This window comes from Lentzea sokolovensis (assembly GCF_033949975.1).
GTDB classification, from domain to species: Bacteria; Actinomycetota; Actinomycetes; order Mycobacteriales; family Pseudonocardiaceae; genus Lentzea; species Lentzea sokolovensis.
Genome location: NZ_JAXAVU010000004.1, coordinates 950,798 through 968,491 on the forward strand (window position 1 = coordinate 950,798; position 17,694 = coordinate 968,491).

Below are 17,694 nucleotides of genomic sequence, written 5' to 3' on the forward strand. Positions count from 1 at the left end.
GAAGGCGAACAACAACGATGTTGTCATCCCTGCGCCGTTTCGGTCTGGTGGTGGCCGTGACGGCCGCCCTGGTCCCCATCACCCCTGCCGCCGCCGAACCGCTCGTGCGGACAGCGGCGAACGCGCTCGAAGTCCCGAACATCGACGACGTCCGCGGACATCTCACCCTGCCCGCCACCGGCGCGCACGACACGACCGTCACGTGGAAGTCGTCCAACGGCAAGGTGATCACGCCGACCGGTGAGGTGAGCCGCCCTCCTGCGGGCGGCAAACCCGCCAAGGTCGTGCTGACGGCGAAGGTGAGCCGCGGGCAGCAGAGCGTCACCCGCGCGCTCACCGCCACCGTCACCCCGTTGCCCGTCAAGGAACCGCTGGCGGGCTACAGCTTCTTCTACTTCACCGGCGAGGGCAGCCCGATCGGCGAGCAGATCTACGCCGCCGCCAGCAACGGGAACAACCCGCTCGACTTCTCCGAGGTCAACGGCGGCCAGCCGGTCCTGAAGTCCAGCCTCGGTGAACTGGGCGTGCGCGACCCGTTCATCCTGCGCTCCCCCGAAGGGGACAAGTTCTTCCTGCTGGCCACGGATCTGAAGATCAACGGCGGGCGCGGCTGGGACGCGGCGCAGCGCAGCGGCAGCCGGTCGCTGATGGTCTGGGAGTCGACGGACCTGCGGAACTGGTCACGCCAGCGCAGCGTCCAGGTCTCGCCGCCGACCGCGGGCAACACGTGGGCACCGGAGGCGTTCTGGGACGCCAAGCGCGGCCACTACGTCGTCTACTGGGCGTCGAAGCTCTACGCGGAGACCGATCCCGGCCACACCGGCGACAGCTACAACCGGATGATGTACGCGACCACGCGCGACTTCGTGACGTTCAGCCCGGCGAAGGTGTGGATCGACCCCGGCTACTCGGTGATCGACTCGACCGTCATCGAGCACAACGGCACCTACTACCGCTACACCAAGGACGAGCGGAACAACTCGTCGTCCTCGCCGTGCAGCAAGTACATCACCGCGGAGAAGTCGGCGGACCTGCTGAACCCGAAGTACGACTTCGTCTCCGAGTGCATCGGCAAGGCCACCTCGACCAGCCCCGGCCTGAGCGCCGGTGAGGGCCCGACCGGGTTCAAGTCCAACACCGAGAACAAGTGGTACCTGTTCATCGACGAGTACGGCGGCCGCGGCTACGTGCCGTTCGAGACGACCGACCTCGCCTCCGGCAAGTGGACCATGTCCACGGGCGCCCGCCTGCCCACGTCTCCGCGGCACGGCACGGTGCTCCCGGTGACCCAGGCCGAGCTGTCCCGGCTCACCGCTCCCCCGGCTCCGGTGAAGGCCGACTCGAAGGGCCTCGTCGCGCACTGGCCGCTCAACGGGTCCGCCGCCGACGCCACCGGCCACGGCTACGACGGCGTGCTCGCCGGCGACGCCACGTGGTCCGAGGGCTCCCTGTCGCTCAAGGGCGGGCACGTCCAGCTGCCGAACAACATGCTGACCGGTGCCCCTGCCGCGACGATCTCCGCCGACGTGCTGGTGGATCCGGCCCAGCAGACGCCGTACTTCCTCTACGGGTTCGGCAACACCGCGCCCAACGGCGTCGGCAACGGCTACCTGTTCAGCACCGGTGACGGGTATCGCGGCGCGATCGCGACCGGCAACTGGACGACCGAGCAGGGCGTGAACTCCGGCAAGGCGCTGCCGCGCGGGGTCTGGAAGAACGTGACGCTGACCGTCGGCAACGGCGTGGAGGTGCTCTACCTCGACGGCGTCGAAGTGGCGCGCAACAACGCCGTCACCATCAAGCCGTCCGACCTCGGCGGTGGGATCACGGCAGCCAACTACCTCGGCAGATCGGTGTACGCGGCGGACAGGACGTTCCAGGGCAGGATGAAGGACGTCCGGCTCTACAACCGGGCGCTCGCGAGCACCGAGGTGGCCGCGCTGCCGTTCAACGCGACCCTGATCCGGTCGGTCGCGCACGACTCGCTCAAGGCACCGGCGGTCATCGAACCCGGCAGCGTGGTGCTCCCCGTGCGACCGGGTACCGACCTGCGGCGGGTCCAGCTCGACTTCGGCCTGGCTCCCGGCGCGACCATCACGCCCAGCGGCCCGGTCGACCTGCGCAAGCCGCGGCAGTTCACCGTGAGGCTGGGCCGCGAGAGTCGCGTGTGGACGGTCGAGGCCCACGAGATGCGCAGCCCCGTGCTGCCGGGCCTCAACGCCGATCCGAACGTCGTCGCGTTCGGCGACACCTACTACATCTACGCGACCACCGACGGCTTCGACGGCTGGAGCGGCACGAAGTTCTCCGCCTGGTCGTCGAAGAACCTGGTCGACTGGAAGGACGAGGGCGTCATCCTCGACCTCGGTCCCGGCGTCAGCTGGGCGGACCGCAACGCGTGGGCACCGACGATCGTCGAACGCGGCGGGAAGTACTACTTCTACTTCTGCGCCGAGGCCAAGATCGGCGTCGCGGTGAGCGACTCCCCGACCGGCCCGTTCGTCGACTCCGGTCAGCCGCTGATCGCCCGCAACCCCACCGGCGGCGGCCAGGCCATCGACCCCGCCGTCTTCGTCGATCGCTCCGGACAGCCCTATCTGTACTGGGGCAACGGTGAGGCCTACGTCGTTCCGCTCAACAGTGACATGATCTCCTACGACCCGGCCAAGATCACCCGCCTCACCGGGCTGACGGACTTCCGGGAGGGCCTGTTCATGGTGGAGCGCAAGGGCACGTACTACCTGAGCTGGTCGATCGACGACACCCGCAGCGAGGACTACCGCGTCGCCTACGCGACCGCGCCCAGCCCCACCGGCCCGTTCACGAACCGCGGCCTGATTCTGAGCAAGGACCTGAAGCTCGGCGTCAAGGGCACCGGGCACAGCTCGATGCTGCAGGTGCCGGGCACCGACGACTGGTACCTCGTGTACCACCGCTTCGCCATCCCCGGCGGGGACGGCACGCACCGCGAGACCACGATCGACAGGATGAGGTTCGGCCGCGACGGCTCCATCGTCCCGGTCACGCCGACCCTGGAGAGCGTCGCACCACAACGGATCCGGCCGCAGCACTGCCGGGCCCTGATCAACTGATACGAGGAGTTCGATGTCGCAGCGGGAACCCGAGCTACGCCGGGAGCAGTTCGGCCGGGTCGGTGACACCGACGTCCACCGGTACGTGCTGGCGTGGCCGGGCGGCCTCACCGTGCGGGTGCTGGACTACGGCGGGGTGATCCAGTCGCTGGAGGCACCCGACCGCCACGGCGTTCCCGCCAACGTGGTGCTCGGGTTCCCCACGCTCGACGACTACGTCGCGAACACCCGGCCCGGCGCGACCAGGGTGTTCTTCGGCGCCGTGATCGGCCGGTACGCCAACCGGATCGCGCGCGGCGCCTTCACCCTCGACGACGTCCAGCACCAGCTCCCGCTCAACAACGGCCCGAACAGCCTGCACGGCGGACCGGCCGGCTTCGACACGCGGGTGTGGTCCGCGACCGAACTGCACGAGACGGACAGCGTGGGCGTGCGGCTCGAACTGGTGAGCCCGCACGGCGACGGCGGCTTCCCAGGAGCCGTGGAGGCGCAGGTGACGTACCGGCTCGACCGGCACAACCGCCTGAGCATCACCTACCGCGCGACCACGGACGCGCCCACCGTTCTCAACATGACCAACCACACCTACTGGAACCTGGCCGGGGAAGGCAGCGGCGACGTGCACCGCCAGTCGCTGATGCTCAACGCGAGCCGGTTCTGCGCCGTCGACGAGGCCCTGATCCCGGTGGGCGCTCCCGTGCCGGTCGAGGCGAGCCCGTTCGACTTCCGGCTGCCGACCGCGATCGGCGCCCGCATCCGCGCGGCCCACCCGCAGTTGCGGATCGCGGGAGGGTACGACCACAACTGGGTGCTGGACTCCTCCGGCGCCTCGTTCGCCGCGCAGGCCTGCGACCCGGTCTCCGGACGACTGCTGACCCTGTGGACCAGCGAGCCCGGCCTGCAGTTCTACTCGGGCAACTTCCTGACCGACGACCTGGTCGGCACCGGCGGCCGCGCGTACGGCCGTGGCGCCGGCTTCGCCCTGGAGGCACAGCACTTCCCGGACTCGCCGAACCGCCAGGACTTCCCCAGCACGGTGCTGCGGCCCGGCGACGTCTACCACCAGGAGACGGTCTTCCAACTGTCCACTGCGGACTAGGGTCTGTGTCGAAGTCTGGTTCGATGAGAGTCGTGCTTGAGGTGGTTCCTGTTGGTGCGGCCGGATGGCCCGCGTACCGGTGTTGTACGTGGGTCGTCCGGCCGTGCCGCCAGGGGCCGTCTCGGGCCCGGCTATCGCGGACCAGACTTCGACACAGGCCCTAGCTCACGCCGCGTGACTGCACGTGGGGCAGCTGCATTCGGCACACGTGCAGTTGGCGCACGAGTCAGCGCATCCGTCACACGCGCACTGGGCGTGGTTGCAAGTCGGGCAGTCGCATTCTGAGCAGTCGCATTGCGCGCACGAGTCCGTGCAGTGCGCGCACCGGCACTTGTCGCACTCGTCGTAGTGCACACCGCGATCCGTCACGTGTTCGCGGTGCAGGTGCCCGTCGTGCAGGTAGTCGACGTGATCCCGGTGCACGACGGCATCGTGGCCGCAGCCAGGGCCGTGGGTGTGGCGGTGCAGTTCCGCGGGAGCGTGCTCGACAGTCGTCATAGGACAGATGCTCATATGCGCAGACGACTATGACAAACGCAGGAACCCGGGATCATCCGTCTGGGTGACGGGACAGTCCCGCCCACGCGCGAAGAAAAGCTTTGCAGGACAAGGACTTTTCGAATTCGACGGGCGATTCGACACGACGTGAACCTCCCGGCGGGCTGTCTCGTTCAAGCGGTTGCCCACGCACCGCTCACGAAAGGGCACCTGTCGTGACAGCCCTGTTCCAGGAATCCGCCCTGTGCGATCTGTCCCCCGCCGACCGCGAACTGTTCCAGGCGTTCGGCGCCGGTCCAGTCCGGACCCCTCCGTCCGACCACGTCCACCACGCCTTCGAGACGCACGCGACGCGTCGCCCGCACCTGACCGCGGTGGAACACCTCGGTGAGTCCCTGACCTACGGGGAGCTCGACGCCAGGGCCTCGACGCTGGCCGAGATCCTGGTCCGCGGCGGCGTGCGCCCCGGCGACCACGTAGGACTGTTCCTGACGCGGTCGATCTCCATGGTGGTGGGCGTTCTCGCGGTGCTCAAGGCCGGTGCTGCCTACGTGCCGCAGGACGTGCGCATCACCCCCGAGGCCCATCTGCGGCACATCGTCCGGGTCGCACGGGTGAACGTGGTGCTCACCACGACCGCGGACGCGGCCTCCCTGCCCCCTCACCTCGCCACGATCATCACGATCGACACGCTGCCCGCGGCCGGCGCGTTCCGCCGCACCATCACCGCGGAGTCGGACATCGCCGCCGTCATCTTCACCTCCGGCACCACCGGGCGGCCCAACGGGGTGCGGGTCTCCCACGCCAACCTGTGCAACGTCCTGCTCACCGCACCCGGCTCCCTCGGTGTCGCGCCGGGGATCAGGGTGTCGCAGCTGCTCAACATCGCGTTCGACATGGCGATGTGGGAGATCCTCGGCACGCTCGCGAACGGCGGCACGCTCGTGATCCGCGGCGACGACCTCGCGCGGACGGCGAGCACGGTCGACGTCGTGATCGCCACGCCCAGCGTGCTGGCGACACTGGATCCCGCCGCGTGCCAACGAGTGCGCACGGTCGCGGTCGCCGGCGAGCGCTGTCCGCAGGCCCTCGCGGACGTGTGGGCGGGCCGCGTGGCGTTCCACAACGCCTGCGGTCCCACCGAGGTCACCATCGTCAACACGGTGCAGCGCTACGAACCGGGCTCCGGGCAGCTCACCATCGGCAGGCCCGTGCCGAACACGACCGTGTACGTGCTCGACGACGACCTGCGGCCGTGCCCCATCGGCGCGGTCGGTGAGATGTGGGCCGGCGGGGCGTGCGTGACGGCGGGCTACCTGGGCGACCTCGACCTCACGGCGGAGCGGTACCGCCCCGATCCGTTCCTCGGCGGCGACCACCTGATGTTCCGGACGCGCGACCTCGGCCGGTGGACGCGCGAAGGCCGGCTGGAGCACCGCGGCCGCACCGACGACCAGGTCAAGGTGCGCGGGTTCCGGGTCGAGCTGGACGCGGTCACCGCGGCGCTGGAGCGCGCAGAGGACTGCGACCGCGCCACGACCGTCGTGCACGACGGGAAGCTCGTCGGTTTCATCAGTCCCGGCACCGCGACACCGGAGCAGGCGAGGCGGGCGGTCTCGCAACGGCTGCCGTACTACTGCGTGCCGACGTTGATCGTCCCGGTCGACACGCTGCCGACGACCGACCGCGGCAAGGTCGACCGGCGCGCGCTTCTGTCGCGTGTGGACGGACTGCGGCGGGAGCCCGTGGCATGACGGTGCACGATCTGGTCCTGCCACCGGCCGAACGATCCCTGCGCGCGGTCCTGCGCCGCCGCCCGTTCACCCACCACAACCGGCTCGCGGCGGGCGTCGTCCTCGCGAACCTCGTCTTCGCGCTCGTCGGCGACTGGTGGGGCGACCAGGACGTGCTGACCACACTCGTGGTCGTCAACGTGGCGCTCGCCGCGTTGGTCCGGCAGCAGCTGGTGATCAACCTGCTGTTCCGGCTCGCCACCAGCGCGCCGGCACACTGGCCGTTGCGGGTGCGGTGGACGCTGGGCAAGGTCTACCACTTCGGTGGCCTGCACGTCGGCGGCGCAGTCTGTGCCGTGGCCTGGTTCGTCCCGCTCGCCGTCATCACGCGCGGCGTGCTGCCGATCGCGTTGAGCTGGACGATCTTCGCTCTGCTCGTCGCGATGACCGTGCTCGCGCTCCCCCGGTTCCGTGCCCGCCACCACGACCTCTTCGAACGGTCGCACCGGTTCGGCGGCTGGACCGTGCTCGTGCTGTTCGGCGCGCTGGCCGGGGTGTCCAACCCGGTGTTCCTCTGGCCCCTCGCCCTCGTGGTGGTCAGCGTGGCGCTGCCGTGGCTTCGGCTGCGGCGCGTGCCGGTGCGGATCGTCAGCCCGTCACCGCACGTCGCGCTCGTCTCGTTCGACCACGGCGTCACACCGTTCGCGGGTTCCTCGACAGCGGTGAGCCGCAATCCGTTGCTCGAATGGCACTCGTTCGCGAACGTGCCCGCCCCGGGACGTTCCGGCTTCCGGCTCACCATCTCCCGCGCGGGCGACTGGACGGCCAAGCTGATCGCCGACCAGCCGAGCCACCTGTGGGTCAAGGGGATCCCGACCGCGGGCGTCGGCAACATCGACAAGCTGTTCCGCCGGGTGGTGTGGGTCGCCACCGGCAGCGGCATCGGCCCCTGCCTGCCGCACCTGCTCGCCCGCACCGCGCCGGCCACGCTGGTGTGGTCGACCCGCGACCCGCGCCGCACCTACGGCGACGCGCTGGTCGACGAGATCCTCGACGCGCAACCGGACGCCGTCGTCTGGGACACCGCCGGTCAGGGCAAGCCTGATCTCGTCGCGCTCGCGCACGACGCCTGCCGCCGGTTCGACGCGGAGGCGGTCATCTGCATCTCCAACAAACAGACCACCTGGCACGTCGTCGAAGAGCTGGAGGCCAGGGGAATCCCCGCCTACGGCGCCATCTGGGACTCGTGAGGAGACCACTGTGGACTATCAGGACCTCGTGCTCGACGAGCAGGGCGGCGTGCTGACGGTGACCGTGCACCGGCCACACGCCCGCAACGCCCTGTCCCAGCGGACCCTCACCGAGCTGCGCCACCTGCTGTCTACCCTCTCCGGTCCGCGCGCGGTCCTGCTCACGGGATCGGAGGGACCCGCGTTCATCGCCGGCGCCGACATCCGCGAGATGGCGGCCATGACCGCCGAGGAGGGCGAGGCGTTCGGCGCGCTGGGCCAGGAGGTGACGTGCCTGCTCGAACGGCTCCCCGTTCCCGTGGTGGCCTGCGTCGACGGCTACGCGCTCGGCGGCGGCTGTGAGATGGCGCTGGCGTGCGACTTCGTCTACGCCACCCGCAAGGCCGTGTTCGGGCAGCCGGAGGTGCTCCTCGGCCTGATCCCCGGTTTCGGCGGCTGCGTCAGGCTGTTCCGGCGGGTCGGGGTGGCGCGGGCCCGCGAGATGATCTACTCCGGCCGGCGGGTGGACGCGGCAGAGGCGCACCGCACCGGCCTGGTGAACCAGGTCTTCGACACCCGCGAGGAGATGTTCGCCGCCGCACGGCTGGTGCTCGCCGACATCGCCGCCAACTCGCCCGCCGCGGTGGCCGCGTGCAAGTCGGTGATCAACGCCGCGGACGGCGTGCCCGTCGGCCTGGGGCTGCACGCCGAACTGGAGGCGTTCCGGCACGCCTTCACCACGGACGACATGCGCGAGGGCACAGCGGCGTTCCTCGGCAAGCGCTCCCCGGCGTTCCGCACCTAGGCGGGGTGCGTCATCAACGACGACCACATCGCCCTGTTGCGCGCGCTGCACGACGGCCACGCCGCCGCCCTGTGGCGCTACGCCCTGCGACTGACCGGGGACGAGCAACTCGCCGAGGACGTCGTCCAGGAGGCGCTGCTGCGCGCCTGGCGGCATCCCGAGGTGCTGGAGCAGGGTTCGTCGGCGTCCAAGGCGTGGCTCTACGCCGTGGCGCGCAACTACGCCATCGACGAACGCCGCAGCGCCCGTGCCCGGTGGGAGGTCGACTCGGAGAGCCTGCCCGAACGGTCGCGGGCCGACCACACCGACTCCACGCTCGACGCGTGGCTCGTCGCCGACGCGCTGTCCACGCTCAAACCCGAGCACCGGCAGGTGATCGTGCGGGCCTACTACCGAGGTGAGTCCATCGCGGAGCTCGCCGACGCGCTGGAAGTACCGCAGGGCACGGTGAAGTCGCGGCTGCACTACGGCCTGCGGGCGTTGAGGCTGGCGCTGCAGGAGAACGGGGTCACGGGGCGGTGAACACACCGGATCCGTTCCGGGAGTGGGACGGCGCCTACGTCCTGGGCTCGCTGTCGACCGCGGACCGGCTGGCCTACGAGCAGCACCTCGCGCAGTGCGCCTCGTGCGAGCAGGAGGTCTGCCGGCTCGCGGGGGTGACGGGCCTGCTGTCGCGCGTGCCGACGGAGTGGGCGGTGCAGTCCCTGGACACCGACCCGGAGGTACCTGCCACCGTCCTGCCCCGGCTCGTCCGGGCCGTGCGGCGGCGTCGCCTCGTGGTCACGGCGGCGACGGTTCTCGTCGCCGCCGTGACCGGTGTGGTGCTCGGCGTGCTGTTCTGCTGCTAGTGGTGTGGCTCGGAAGGGTGCCGGGCGAATTCGCGGTCAGACGGGTGCACGTGAATCACCCAGCCGACGTTCCGGGCCACTCCACTGGCTCTGACCTGTCAGGGAGTGGTCAGCTCGAAGCGCTGCACCCCCACCGAGCCGCCGAGCGCCTGCGTGGCGTGGTTGAAGACGCCGAACCGGTAGCCCATGAAGAACTGCCAGTCGCTCTTCAGCGTGAAGCCGCTGCCCAGCGACGTGAAGTTCACGCCGTCGGTGCTGTAGGAGAACCGGGCCTGGCGCCCACTGCCGGGACGGATGTCGGCGTTGGCGCGCAACCAGATCCGGGTGCCGGTGAGGTTCGCGCTCGCGACCTCGGTGCCGGTGCCGGTGGTGTTCCAGCTGCTGTCCATGGTGAGGCCGTTGACCATGACCACGCGGTTGCGGCCGCTGTCGCGCTTGACCCCGATCCACGCCGAGGAGTCGCGCAGCATCGCCAGGCCGGTGCGGTCGCCGTCGCGCATCGACGCGAGGTCGAGGGTGACGGTGGCCGTGGAGGTCGGGCCCTGTATTCGGTGGGTGAGGGTGTTGCGGGCGTTGTACAGGTCGTTGGTGACGGTCGCGGTGGACAGCCGCAATCCGTTGTTGACGCTGTACTTCGTGGTGTCCGGGTTGTGGTTCCACTCCCACTGCGGCCCGAGTTTCGTGCCCTCGAAGGTGTCCACCCCGATCATGGGTTTGACCTGGCGTGGTGGTGCGGGCAGGTTCGGCATCGGGTAGTTCGCGCCCCAGCCTCCGTTGACGGTGGTGATGCGCGGCCAGCCGTCGGAGGTCCAGGTGATCGGCGCGAGCACCGGCACGCGGCCGCCGGGGTAGGCGTCCACGAACGCCATGTAGTACCAGTCGCCGTTCTGCGTCTGGACCATGCCGCCCTGGTGCGGGACTCCCCCGCCCTGGATCGGCGTGGGCATGTTCAGCAGCACCTGCTGGACGGTGTAGGGGCCCCACGGGCTCGACGACTTGAGCACGTACTGGCCGTTCGCGGGCCTGGTCAGCCAGATGTAGTAACTGCCGTTGCGCTTGTAGAACCGGGCGCCTTCCAAGGTGCCGATGTTGGACGGCGTCTGGAAGACCTGCTGCGAACGGACTTCCGACTTCCCGTCCGCCGACAGCTGCGCGACGCTGATCGTGGTGTTGCCGTAGGCGACGTACATCGTGTCGTTGTCGTCGACCAGCATTCCCGCGTCGTAGTAGCACTTGTTGATCGTGGACAGCTTCGACCACTGCCCGTCCACGGCCGCGGCGGTGTAGATGTGGGTCTGAGCGAAATCGACGCACCCGCCCCAGTAGAAGGTGTTGTTGCTCTTGCGGTGGTTGAGGAACGAAGCCCAGATCCCCCGCACGTACCCTCGGCCACCGTTGAGGTCGTACTTGGAGCCGAAGTCCAGTCGTGGCACGGAGTGCCCGGCGAACTCCCAGTTCACCAGGTCGTAGGAGCGCAGGATCGGCGCGCCCGGCGAGTAGTGCATGGTCGACGCCGAGTAGTAGTACGCGTCACCGACGCGGATGATGTCGATGTCCGCGAAGTCCTGCCACAGCACCGGGTTGGTGAACGACGCCGGCCGGGGTGTCGACGTCGTCGTGGTGGTCGTCGTCGTGGTGGTGGTCGGATCCGTGCCGCCGTTGCAGGTGGTTCCGTTGAGGCGGAACGACACCGGGTCGGGGTTGGCGGAGCCGGACGTGGCGTTGAACCCGAACTCGACCTTGCCGCCGGCCGGCACCGACCCGTTGTAGGAGGCGTTGCGCGCGCTGACCTCGCCGCCGCTCTGCGTGATCACCGCGTTCCAGTGCTGCCCGACCTGCTGGCCGGAGGCGTACGCCCACTCGAGGGTCCAGCCGGTGATCGCGTCACCGGTGTTGGTGATGGACACGGAGGCGCCGAAGCCGCCCTGCCACTCGGAGGTCTTGGTGTAGGTGACCGAACAGCCGGGAGCGGCCTGCGCGGTCGTGCTCGCGGCAAGTCCCGCGGCCACCAGCGTGAGGGCGGACACCGCCGCCGCGGCGGGAGCCCACCTCATGATCGTGACCACCTCTGGTTGGTCTGACCGTTGCAGGTCCACAGCACCAGCTTCGAACCGTTGGCGGTCGCGGCCCGTTCGACGTCCAGGCACAGACCGGCGTTCGTGTTGCGCAGCGTCCCGTCCGAGCCCAGCGTCCAGCGCTGGTTCGCCTGGCCGTTGCACTGCCAGACGATGACCCTCGTGCCGGTGGCGGTGCCCTGGTCGTACGCGTCGAGGCACTTGTCGCCGAACACGCGGACCTCGCCGTTGGTCCAGGAGGTCCACCGCTGGGAGGCCGGCGTGAGGCAGTCCTGGATCACGACCGCGGCCCCTGCCGCCGTGGACCCGTTCTCGACGTCGAGGCAGCGGTTCGAGCCGGCACCGCGCAGCCGGGAGGTGGTGTTCTCCAGCGGGCTGCCGCCGGTCACCCGGAACGCGGTGACGCCGTGTGCGGGAACGGACGCGGAGATCGCACCCGACGTGGTGGACGTACCACCGGTCCACAGGTCGGTCAGCGTGAAGCTGCCGCCGGACAGGCCGATCTGAGCGGCTGTGGTGGCGATGGTCGCGGTGCCGCCGCCCCGGTTGAACAGGCCGACGGCGACCGAGCCGTCCGCGAGCGGTTTGGCGAACACCTCGGTGGCGCCGTCGTCACGCACCCGCCGCCCGCCCGCGCCGAGGCTGTCCTGGTTCACGGTGATCAGGCGCTGGTTGCGCAGGACGGCGCTGACGTCGGCGGACATGGTGCGGATGTCGTTGCCCGCCATGAGGGGCGCCGCCATCAGCGACCACAGGGTGAAGTGCGACCGCGACTCGGTGAGCGTGAGGCCTGGACGTCCGACGACCAGCATGTCCGGGTCGTTCCAGTGGCCGGGACCGGCCTGCACGGCGAGCGGGGCGGTGATGTCGACGACGTTGCCCACGCCCATCGGGTAGCTGTTGGTGTTGCCGTTCTGCCAGATGTCCAGCAGGTCCTCGGTGGTGCGCCACAGGTCGGCGATCTCGCTCCAGTCGTACCTGTCGCCGGTGGGAGCGTGGAAGCTGTTGGAGTTGATGCTGTAGACGATCGGGCGGCCGGTGGCGCGCAGGGCGTCGCGCATGATCGTGAACCGGGCGATCTGCTCGTCCCGGGTGCCGGCGCCGGAGCACCAGTCGTACTTCAGGTAGTCGACGCCCCACGACGCGAAGATCCGCGCGTCCTGGACCTCGTGGCCCTTGCTGCCCGTCGAACCGGGGTGGGCGCCGGTGCCCTGCGCGCACGTCTTCTCGTTCGGCGCCTGGTAGATGCCGAACTTCAGGCCGCGGCCGTGGATGTAGTCGCCCAGCGCCTTCATCCCGCTCGGGAACTTCGACGGGTGCGCCCGCAGGTTGCCGGCGGAGTCGCGCTGCGGGTCGAACCAGCAGTCGTCCACGACCACGTACTGGTAGCCGGCGTCGCGCATGCCCGACGACACCATCGCGTCGGCGGCCTGGCGGACCTGGCCCTCGGTGATGCCGCAGCCGAAGCTGTTCCAGCTGTTCCAGCCGAGCGGCGGGGTCAGCGCCGGGCTGCCGGGAGCGGCAGGAGCGGCGGCGGGGTTCGCGGTGACGGTCGCCATCGCCGCCAGCAGGACGGCGGCGAGACGCGTGAGTTTCCTGGACCAGGAGGGCATCGTTGCCCCTTTCTCGCAGGGGGACGCCGCCGGTGCGCGTGCCCGGCGGCGTCGGTCCTGCACTCAGCAGGTCGAGTTGGTCTGGGTCAGCAGGCCGAGCCGCCAGGGCAGCCGGTTGTAGTCACCTCCGGCGTTCGGGTCCATGCCCTGGTAGAGATAGCTGAGCTTGCAGGGACTGATCTCCATCGTCTGGTCGACGTTCGTGCGCACCATCTCGCCGTGGCTGATGTCGCGCGTCCACTGTCCACCTGGGAACGTCACGTTGTTCGCGCGGGCGAACGGGTTCGACTCGCTCTCGGCCAGCCCCGTCCACGGACCGGTGATCGAGGGCGCGGTCCAGGAGCGGAACCAGCGGCGGCCGTCCGAGCCGATCGCCTCGTGCACCAGGAACCACTGGTTCTTGCCGGCGATCTTGTAGACGTTCGACGCCTCGAACAACCGGTTGCGGTTGCTGTCCTGCATGGCGATCACCGTGTTGGTGAAGCCGTTCGGGAACTGCGCGAGACTGGTCTCCGACCGGTAGAGGTGGCCGTTGTCGTCAGAGGAGAACAGGTAGCACTTCCCGGTGTCGCACACCATCCAGAAGTCGACCCAGTAGCCGTTGCCGATGTTGTCGCGGATGATCTGCGGCATTCCGTTGGCGTAGAAGTTCTTCGGCGTGGACCACGAGGCCGGGTTGGAGATGTCGGTGGTCGTGGAGTACGACGCGTTGGACCCGGTCTGGTAGACGAGATACCAGAGGCGTTGCGGCGCGAAGTAGAACACCTGCGGCGCGGCCCGGTACCCGGCACCGACGCCGGAGCGGTCGAGGTAGTAGTGCGGTGCCGACGACGCCTGGGACCAGTCGCTGAAACTGGTGTACATCAGGTTGTAGCCGTTGGTGTAGGTGAACGCGAAGACGTGGTACTTGCCGTTGTAGTACACGACGCTCGGGTCTTTCACCGCGACGTTCGCGTGCGTGGCGTCCGGCTTCGGGCTGATCAGCACGCCGCTGGAGTTCCAGCGGAAGCTCGACGGCAGGTTGCCCACCGGTGGGTTGCCCGTCGTGGTCGTGGTGGTCGTCGTCGTAGTGGTGGTGGTGGGGCCGACGTCGCCGGTGCACAGGGTGCCGTTGAGCGTGAACGCCGTGGGGTTCGGGTTCGTCGAACCGGTGGAGGAACCGTTGAACCCGAACTCGACCTTGCCGCCGGTGGGGATCGTCGCGTTGTACGAGACGTTGCGCACCGTCACCTGGGTGCCCGACTGGGTCGCCTCGGCGTTCCAGGCCTGCTTCACCTGCTGGCCGGCGGAGAAGCTCCACGTGAGCGTCCAGCCGTCGACGGCGTCACCGAGGTTGGTGACGCTGACGTTCGCCGTGAAGCCACCGTCCCATTGCGACGGTGCGGAGTAGGTCACCGAACAGCCCGGCGCGGCGGCGGCGGGAGGCACCGCCACCGCGGCGAGCGCGGACACCGCGATGAGCGGCACGGCGGCGACGGCCGTGAGCCGGGCTCGTCGTGATGTGAACAATCGTGCGAAGAACATGATCACCCTTCGTCGTCGGAGGGAGCGGAGAAGCAGGGATCACGCGCTGGCGCAGGTGGCGGTTCCGACCGCCGCCGCACCGGAACCGGACGCGAGGAAGCCGAACGTCGTCGAGGCGCCGGGGTTGATCGAGCCGTTGTACGGCGCGTTGGTGACCGTGACCGAACCGCTGGCGACGCCGCCCCAGATCTGCGACACGGTGTGCCCGTTGGGAAGCGTGAACTTGACGGTCCAGCCGGTGAGGGCGGACGCGGTGGGGTTCGCGACGGTGACCTCGGCCTGGAAACCGCCGTTCCAGTGGCCCGTGACGCTCGACGTGGCGGTGCAGGTGCCGCCGGGTGCGGGAGGATCGCCGATGCTGCCGGGAACCGAGGAGAGCGCGGTGAACCAGACGGTCGCCATCTTGCTGTAGCCGGCGGCGTTCGGGTGAATGCCGTCGGGCAGGTCGGAGATCGGTACCGCCGGGTACATGTCCACGACGTGCACCCGCTTGCCCGCCGCGGCTTTTGCCCGCAGCAGCGGGACGATGGCGGCGTTGTAGCCGCGCACGGTGGCGTCGGCGAACCGGATCGGGATGATGGTCGAGACGAACACCTCGGCGTTCGGCGCCTGCGCGGTGATCTTGTCCACCAGCGCGGAGAGCCGGCGTGGCGCCCCCGCGGGGTCGCTGCCGTACATGTCGTTGGTGCCTATGTGCAGCAGGATCGTGCGCGGGGTGTAGGTCCTCAGCCAGTTCACGACGTTCGCGTCGACCTGCGCGATGGTCCAGCCGGGGTGCCCCTCGTGGTTGCGGTCGGGCATGGAGCCCGGCCCGTCTGCGAGCGAACCCACGAAGTCGACGGCGCGTCCGGCGGCACGCAGCTTCGTGCCGAGATCGAGGCGGTAGCCACCGATGGAGCCGCCCTGGGTGATGGAGTCGCCCAGCGGCATCACCCGCACCGGGTCGGCGGCGGCAGCCGGAAAATCCACAGTGGACTGGTCGGCGAGGGCGGGCGACGCGGCCAGCAGGGTGGCGATCAACGCACCGCACAGCGCTTTGAGCGGGCTCGGCATGATGAGCCTTTCGACGAGCGGTCAGCGGCGGGGCGGCTTCCAGCAATGTAGAAGACCCCGTCACGCCGGGTCAAAGCTAAATGTGAGCGCTAACTTTTAGCAAAGTGACGTGCACAGGCGTTCAACCCGAAACCACTCGCCTTCGCGCTGTTAACGCGAACAAAGCCGCTCACCGCTGCGGCGGCGCGACCGAACCGCCCTCGCGCACCGGCATCGGCACCCGGCGGACCAGCGGGGGCCGGACGCCGCGCCCCCGTCGTCCCAGCATGTCGACCAGGACCTCGACCGCCTGCACGCCGAGCTCGTGGTGGGGCAGGGCGATGGTGGTCAGCCTGGGCCGCATCCACGAGGCGACGGGGTGGTCGTCGAACCCCAGCACGGAGACGTCGCCCGGCACCGAGAGCCCGGCCTCCCCGAGCGCCTGGTAGGCCCCGAACGCCAGGCGGTCGTCGAAGCACACCAGCGCCCTGGGCAGGTGGTGCCGCAGCAGTTCCCTCGTCGCGTCGTACCCGTCCTCCGGCGTCCAGGTGGGACAGCGGTGCGCGCTGACCACCTCGACGCCCGCGGTCGCGAACACCTCGCGCATCCCGATGAGGCGCTGCACGGCCGCGATGCTGTGGGGCGGGACGTCGTAGGGACCCGGTCCCGCGCCGATCAGGTGAACGCCGTGGCGGTGCCCGGCCTCGACGAGGACACGTGCCGCCGAGCGACCGCCCTGCACCTCGTCGGACACCACCGACGGAATGCTCGAACGGGCCCCTGCGGTGGCGTTGAGAAGCACGGTGGGGCCGTGGTGCAGGCCTTCCGGCACCGCGATGGCCCTCGTGTGCGTGGTGGCGTAGACGATGCCATCCGCACGCCGGTCGCGCATCGCCTCGACCAGCGACCGCTCGAGTCCCGCGTCGCCGCCGGTCTCGCCGGCGAACAGCATGAACCCGTGCCGGTAGGCGGCTTCCACCGCGCCTTTCACCACCTCGCCCGCCAGTCCGGACGAGGTGACGGTGTCGAGCACGAACCCGATCGTCCGCGACGGTCCCGGACGGGGGCCGCCCACCAGGGCGGCGCGCCGGTAGCCCAGCTCCCTGGCCGTGGAACGGACCCTCTGCTCGGCGTCCTCGGAGATGCGCAGTTCGCGGGCGCGTCCGGTCAGCACGAGCGACGCCGTCGTCACCGACACCCCGCTCGCCGCCGCGACGTCGGCCAGGGTCACGCGAGTTCGTCCCACCGCAGATCCGCCTCCCGTGCTGTACGGGCCCGACCGCGTTCCAGTCGGATGTTCCACGAAATGGTTGTGGTCACACGCCTTCCGCCGAACGGCCCTGGCGGAGGGGGCCGTCGCACGACGAGCGGTCTACCGCTTCAGGCGACCGGGGTCCCCCGCCTCTCCTCGGCGCACGAGCCACGCCTCGGTGATGTGGGTGAACATGGCTTGTGCGGCACCGATCTCGTCGCGGGCGGCGATGCGTTCGCAGATGCGGCGGTGCCCCTGGTTGGACGCCTTGCACATGTCCCGGCCGCTGCGGCCGTGATAGCCGGCGCTGTTGAGCACCTGTCTCTCCAGCGAGCGCACCACGCCACGGGCGATGCGGTTCCCCGAGGCCTGCATGATCGTGTCGTGGAACAGGCGGTCGTGCTCCTCGTAGGTGGTGGTGTCGCCGACGAGCTCGTCCATCCGGTCCACCAACGCGCGCAACCGGTCCAGGGTCTCCTCGCCGGCCGTGCGCGCGGCGACCTGTGCCATGTCCGACTCGAGCAACCGGCGGGTCACCACCACGTCGTCGAGGATCGCGAGGCTCTCGTCCTCGTCGACCGCGGCGGCGAGCACCAGCTCGTCGAGCATGTTCCACTGCGCCATCGGGGTGACTGTGGTGCCCGCGCCCTGGCGCACCCGCACCAACCCCTTCTCCTGCAGGACCTTCACCGCCTCGCGGATCACCGTCCTGCTCACCGAGAAGGTCTCGCACAGCACGGGCTCGGGCGGCAGTGTGGTTCCAGGGGCGTAAGTGCCGCGCACGACGCGTTGCACCAGCTCGGCGGTGACCGCGGCGGCCAGGTTCACCGGTCTCCGCGTCCATCCGGGGATCGCGGCCGCACCCTGCTCCGGACGTGTCACCGACATCTCGCC

13 protein-coding genes are annotated in these 17,694 nt (G+C 69.7%); 7 read left to right on the forward strand and 6 right to left on the reverse strand.

The window, feature by feature from the left end:
* Positions 1-17: 17 nt before the first annotated feature.
* The 7 genes from SK854_RS09770 (at position 18) to SK854_RS09805 (ending at position 9,304) form a co-directional block, all read left to right on the forward strand.
* Positions 18-3,092 carry a family 43 glycosylhydrolase gene (locus SK854_RS09770; RefSeq protein ID WP_319974686.1) on the forward strand — a complete coding sequence of 1,025 codons (3,075 nt, stop codon included), beginning with the start codon at positions 18-20 and terminating at the stop codon, positions 3,090-3,092.
* A gap of 13 nt (positions 3,093-3,105) precedes the next feature.
* Positions 3,106-4,191, forward strand: coding sequence for an aldose epimerase family protein (locus SK854_RS09775; RefSeq protein ID WP_319974687.1), 1,086 nt, complete (start codon positions 3,106-3,108; stop codon positions 4,189-4,191).
* Positions 4,192-4,904: 713 nt separating this feature from the next.
* Entirely contained in the window at positions 4,905-6,443 is a 1,539-nt protein-coding gene (locus SK854_RS09785; protein ID WP_319974689.1) for an amino acid adenylation domain-containing protein, read from the forward strand.
* Entirely contained in the window at positions 6,440-7,672 is a 1,233-nt protein-coding gene (locus tag SK854_RS09790; RefSeq protein WP_319974690.1) for a hypothetical protein, read from the forward strand. The genes SK854_RS09785 and SK854_RS09790 overlap by 4 nt, the downstream gene beginning before the upstream one ends.
* Positions 7,673-7,682: 10 nt before the next feature.
* Positions 7,683-8,456 (forward strand): enoyl-CoA hydratase/isomerase family protein, encoded by a 774-nt coding sequence (locus SK854_RS09795; RefSeq protein WP_319974691.1) that lies wholly within the window; start codon positions 7,683-7,685, stop codon positions 8,454-8,456.
* Positions 8,457-8,468: 12 nt separating this feature from the next.
* Positions 8,469-8,978: a sigma-70 family RNA polymerase sigma factor gene (locus tag SK854_RS09800; RefSeq protein ID WP_319974915.1), complete on the forward strand. Its 510-nt coding sequence runs from the start codon at positions 8,469-8,471 to the stop codon at positions 8,976-8,978.
* Entirely contained in the window at positions 8,975-9,304 is a 330-nt protein-coding gene (locus tag SK854_RS09805; RefSeq protein ID WP_319974692.1) for an anti-sigma factor family protein, read from the forward strand. The genes SK854_RS09800 and SK854_RS09805 overlap by 4 nt, the downstream gene beginning before the upstream one ends.
* Before the next feature lie 98 nt (positions 9,305-9,402).
* Here the strand turns inward: SK854_RS09805 and SK854_RS09810 are convergent, their stop codons facing one another.
* The 6 genes from SK854_RS09810 to SK854_RS09835 form a co-directional block, all read right to left on the reverse strand.
* Complete coding sequence (locus SK854_RS09810) at positions 9,403-11,358, reverse strand: family 43 glycosylhydrolase (RefSeq protein ID WP_319974693.1); 1,956 nt, start codon at positions 11,356-11,358, stop codon at positions 9,403-9,405.
* Positions 11,355-12,992 (reverse strand): glycoside hydrolase family 27 protein, encoded by a 1,638-nt coding sequence (locus tag SK854_RS09815; protein WP_319974694.1) that lies wholly within the window; start codon positions 12,990-12,992, stop codon positions 11,355-11,357. Before SK854_RS09815 ends, SK854_RS09810 begins: the two co-directional genes overlap by 4 nt.
* Before the next feature lie 63 nt (positions 12,993-13,055).
* The gene (locus SK854_RS09820) at positions 13,056-14,516 is read right to left on the reverse strand and encodes a non-reducing end alpha-L-arabinofuranosidase family hydrolase (RefSeq protein WP_319974695.1); all 1,461 of its coding nucleotides are present in this window, start codon (positions 14,514-14,516) and stop codon (positions 13,056-13,058) included.
* A gap of 39 nt (positions 14,517-14,555) precedes the next feature.
* The gene (locus SK854_RS09825; protein WP_319974696.1) at positions 14,556-15,569 is read right to left on the reverse strand and encodes a cellulose binding domain-containing protein; all 1,014 of its coding nucleotides are present in this window, start codon (positions 15,567-15,569) and stop codon (positions 14,556-14,558) included.
* A 169-nt stretch (positions 15,570-15,738) separates the two neighbouring features.
* Complete coding sequence (locus SK854_RS09830; RefSeq protein ID WP_319974697.1) at positions 15,739-16,779, reverse strand: LacI family DNA-binding transcriptional regulator; 1,041 nt, start codon at positions 16,777-16,779, stop codon at positions 15,739-15,741.
* A 141-nt stretch (positions 16,780-16,920) separates the two neighbouring features.
* On the reverse strand, positions 16,921-17,688 hold the full coding sequence (locus SK854_RS09835) for a FadR/GntR family transcriptional regulator (RefSeq protein ID WP_319974698.1): 768 nt from the start codon (positions 17,686-17,688) through the stop codon (positions 16,921-16,923).
* Between the last annotated feature and the right edge of the window lie 6 nt (positions 17,689-17,694).